Here is a 3,678-nt window from a genome sequence, read left to right as displayed (position 1 = left end):
CGCGATGGCGAGCAATGCCCCGGCGCCTCGATGTCTTTCGAAGAAAAGCTGGAGGTCGCCGACATTCTGGACGCCCTGGGCGTCGATATCATCGAGGCCGGCTTTCCCATCGCCTCGCAGGGCGATTTCGAATCGGTGTCGGAAGTCGCCCGCCGGGTCAAAAACGCCTCCGTCGCCGGCCTGTCGCGGGCTGCTTCGAAAGATATCGACCGCTGCGCCGAGGCGGTTCGCCACGCGAAAATCCCGCGCATCCACACCTTCATCTCCACCTCGCCGGTCCATATGCAATACAAGCTGCAAATGACGCCGGAAAAAGTGCTGGAATTGATCGCCTCCTCGGTGTCGCGGGCCAGAAACCACGTCGAATTCGTCGAATGGTCGGCGGAGGACGGCACCCGCACCGAGCATGATTTCCTGTGCCGGGCGGTCGAGACCGCGATCAACGCCGGGGCGACCACGATCAATATTCCCGACACCGTCGGGTACACCACGCCCGGCGAATATCGCGCTCTGTTCGAAATGGTGCGCTCGCGCGTGCCGAACGCCGACAAGGCGATTTTCTCGGTCCATTGCCACGACGATCTCGGCATGGCGGTGGCCAATTCCATCGCCGGCGTGATGGGCGGCGCGCGGCAGATCGAATGCACGGTCAATGGCATTGGCGAGCGCGCCGGCAATGCGGCGCTGGAAGAAATCGTCATGGCGATGCGCACCCGCTCCGACGTGCTGCCCTATACCAACCGGATCGAGACGAAAATGCTGACGCGGGCCTCAAGGCTGGTTTCGGCGGTCACGTCATTCCCGGTGCAATATAACAAGGCCATTGTCGGCCGGAACGCCTTTGCCCACGAGAGCGGCATCCACCAGGACGGCATGCTGAAAAACGCCCATACCTACGAGATCATGACGCCGGAATCGGTCGGCGTGTCGAAGACCTCGCTGGTGATGGGCAAGCATTCCGGCCGCCATGCATTTAAAGAAAAGCTGAAGGAATTGGGCTACGACCTGGGCGAGAACGGGCTGGAAGTGGCGTTCAACCGCTTCAAGGATTTGGCCGACCGCAAGAAAATCGTCTACGACGAGGACATCGCCGCCCTGGTGGACGATGAAATCGTCTCCTCGCATGAGAGGATCAAGGTCGTCGCCCTGACGGTCATCGCCGGCACCAAGGGGCCGCAATCGGCGGCGCTGACTTTGGAAATCGATGGCGTCCAGCAGACCCACCAGGCGACAGGCAATGGTCCGGTCGATGCGATCTTCAACGCCATCCACGCCTTGGCGCCGCATGACGCCAAGTTGGAGCTGTTCCAGGTCCATGCCGTCACCGAGGGCACCGACGCGCAGGCGGAAGTGTCGGTGCGGCTGTCGGAAAAGGGCGATGTCGTCGCCGGCAAGGGCGCCGATCCGGACACGCTGGTCGCTTCGGCTCGCGCTTATGTCGCGGCGCTCAACAAGGTCATGGCCCGCCGTGGAAGGGGGCCATTGGAAGCGATAGCGGCTGTTTGAGGCGCGGCGCCAACCGCCGCCGGCGGGCAAATTTTCATCCGCATTGGGATGAGAAATTCCCCTTCCGGCGGCGGCGCCCCCGGCAATAAAAAATCCGGTCGGCCACTCTAAATGGCTAGCGATGAAATCGTGGCCGGAAAACCCGTATCCACATCCGATACAATGCGCCGGTTGTATCTTCGCCGCAACCCCCTGTTTGGGGTAGGGCATTAATATGTTGTCAAGCTTTTGAACGCGACGGCGTTGCATAAAAGCGTTGCGATAACCAGCTAAGCGGGGAATTGGAGGTACGCAATGACCGGTTTTCTTATCCGCGCCGTGGTTGTCGGCATCGGCCTTTGGGTCGCGTCGCGCATCGTTTCGGGCATATCCTTCGCCACGACCGAGACCCTGATCTGGGCGGCGTTATTTCTTGGATTGGTTAACGCCACTGTGCGGCCAGTCCTGGTTTTTCTCACCTTTCCGATCACCCTGCTGACGCTCGGCCTGTTCCTTCTGATCATCAACGGGCTGATGATCCAGCTGGTCGCGCATTTCCTTCCGGGTTTTCACGTCGAAGGCCTGTGGCCGGCGATCCTGACCTCCGTGGTGGTCAGCCTGACTTCCTGGGTCATATCCTGGCTGGTTGGCCCCTCCGGCTACGAGGTTTACGTCGTCCGCCGTTGATTTTTTTCCCGCCACGGTCAAGATTGCAGCTGTTCTTTTTAAGGCGGGCCTGTCATGGAAGTTTTGTTTTCAACTATTGTCGCCTTCCTGCTTTTCCTTGTCCTCGCCACGATATTCGGCAGTTTCTTCACGGTGCAGACGGCGGAATCCGCCATCATCACCCGTTTTGGCCGCTTCGTGCGCAGCGCCGACGCCGGACTGAACTGGAAAGTTCCGTTCATCGAAGCCGTCTCCGGCAGGATGAGCCTGCGCGTCAACCAGATCGCCCTGACCATGGAGACCAAGACCCGCGACAATGTCTTCGTCACCATTCCGATCTCGGTGCAGACGCGGGTGCGGCCGGAAAAAGTCTCCGCCGCCTTTTACAGCCTCTCCAATCCCCAGTCGCAGATTCAGGCCTATGTCGAACAGGTGGTGCTCGGCCATGTGCCGGGCATGACGCTCGACGAGGTTTTCGCCAGCCAGGCGAGCATAGCCGCGGCGGTGAAACAGGAGCTGGACGTCGACATGTCGGGCTTCGGCTACGAGATCGTCAACGTGCTGGTGACCGACATTGTCCCCGACGTGAAGGTCAAGGCGGCGATGAACGACATCAACGCCGCGCAGCGCGAACAGGTGGCGGCCAATGCGCGCGGCGAGGCGGAAAAAATCCTGGTGGTGAAAAAGGCCGAGGCCGAAGCCGAGAGCAAGGCGCTGCAGGGTCAGGGCATAGCCAACCAGCGCCGCGCGATCATCGAGGGTCTGCGCGATTCGATCGAGGGATTTCAGCGAGCGCTCGGCGACACCAGCGCCAAGGAAGTAATGCAGCTGGTGCTGGTGACGCAATATTTCGACACGCTGAAGTCGATCGGCGAAGCGGACAAGACCAACACCTTGTTCCTGTCGCACTCGCCCGGCGCGGTGCATGATATTTCCGAACAGATCATCCAGTCGCTGGCGGCGGTGGAATCGATCAAGCGCTGAAATTTTCGCCCGACAGGATTTTCGCCAGCCGAACAAAATCCCGGTCGCGATGGGGAATGCCGAAGCGCAGCCAGTCGGGCTTTGCCGAAAAGGGGCGGGTCAAGACGCCGCCAGCGCCGAGACGTTCGAATATTTTCGGCGCTTCCGCATGGCGCGCCAGCCGGAACAGGGGCGCGCCACCCAGGATTTCAAAACCCGTGGCGCGCAAAAGGGCGTCGAGGCGGGCGGCGTCCCGTTCCAGCCGCGCGGCGCTTTCCGTCAGCCAGTCGCGATCCTCGTAGGCTTTGATGCCGATTTCCACCGCTGCGCCGCTCACCGCCCACGGGCCGAGCGCCGCCCGTAATTTCCTGGCCTCATCCGGCCCGCAAAGCGCGAAGCCGAGGCGCAGTCCGGCCAGCCCAAAAGTCTTGCCGAAGGAACGCAGCACGATCAGGCCGGGCAGGGGAAGATGCGGCGCCAAGCTTTTTTCGCGCGGCAGCAGATCCATGAAGGCCTCATCGACGATCAGCAAGCCGTTCCGCGCCGCCATTTTTTGCGCCAAAG

At 61.3% G+C, this 3,678-nt stretch carries 4 protein-coding genes; 3 read left to right on the top strand and 1 reads right to left on the bottom strand.

The window, feature by feature from the left end; genetic code table 11:
• The 3 genes from ACLP2E_RS04965 to ACLP2E_RS04955 all read left to right on the top strand — a co-directional run.
• Nucleotides 1-1,506: 2-isopropylmalate synthase (locus ACLP2E_RS04965; protein WP_442465316.1), on the top strand; the 1,506-nt coding region annotated here is incomplete at its 5' end.
• Between the two features lie 294 nt (nucleotides 1,507-1,800).
• Nucleotides 1,801-2,172: a phage holin family protein gene (locus ACLP2E_RS04960; protein ID WP_442463909.1), complete on the top strand. Its 372-nt coding sequence runs from the start codon at nucleotides 1,801-1,803 to the stop codon at nucleotides 2,170-2,172.
• Between the two features lie 54 nt (nucleotides 2,173-2,226).
• The gene (locus tag ACLP2E_RS04955; protein ID WP_442463910.1) at nucleotides 2,227-3,135 is read left to right on the top strand and encodes an SPFH domain-containing protein; all 909 of its coding nucleotides are present in this window, start codon (nucleotides 2,227-2,229) and stop codon (nucleotides 3,133-3,135) included.
• Here ACLP2E_RS04955 and ACLP2E_RS04950 read toward each other — a convergent pair.
• Nucleotides 3,125-3,678 (bottom strand): aminotransferase class I/II-fold pyridoxal phosphate-dependent enzyme (locus ACLP2E_RS04950; RefSeq protein ID WP_442465315.1); only part of this gene is annotated, 554 nt, incomplete at its 5' end. The two genes, ACLP2E_RS04955 and ACLP2E_RS04950, sit on opposite strands and share 11 nt — an antisense overlap.

This window comes from Rhodoblastus sp., from assembly GCF_052145335.1.
Lineage (GTDB): Bacteria > Pseudomonadota > Alphaproteobacteria > Rhizobiales > Beijerinckiaceae > Rhodoblastus.
Note: the sequence above shows the minus strand (reverse complement) of the source record. Positions and strands in the feature narration are given on the sequence as shown.